Genomic DNA, 300 nt, shown 5'->3' with positions numbered 1-300 from the left:
CAAAATCTTTTGAGGAGGAGGGCAAGGAACGCCAAGTGGATGAATTGCAGGCTGGTGTGGAGCATGCGCTCGCAGTTTTTCCACAGCCGCCTGTTCTTCTCCAGCCAGGCAAAACTGCGCTCGACCACCCAGCGTTTGGGCATGACCTTGAACGTGTGCAGTTCGTTGCGTTTGGCAATCTGCACCGTGACATGTTCGCCCAAGACCGCTCGCACATCCTGCGCGAAGGGCTGGCCCACATAGCCACTATCTGCCAGCACGCTTTGCACCTGACCCAGACGGGCTTTGCCACGTCCGAAA

At 57.7% G+C, this 300-nt stretch carries 1 protein-coding gene; it reads right to left on the bottom strand.

Going from position 1 to position 300, the window contains the following annotated elements; all coding sequences use genetic code 11:
* The coding region (locus ASG87_RS19140; protein WP_157510879.1) for a transposase at positions 1–300 on the bottom strand (300 nt) is incomplete at both ends.

Source organism: Frateuria sp. Soil773, assembly GCF_001428405.1.
Lineage (GTDB): Bacteria > Pseudomonadota > Gammaproteobacteria > Xanthomonadales > Rhodanobacteraceae > LMSL01.
Note: the sequence above shows the minus strand (reverse complement) of the source record. Positions and strands in the feature narration are given on the sequence as shown.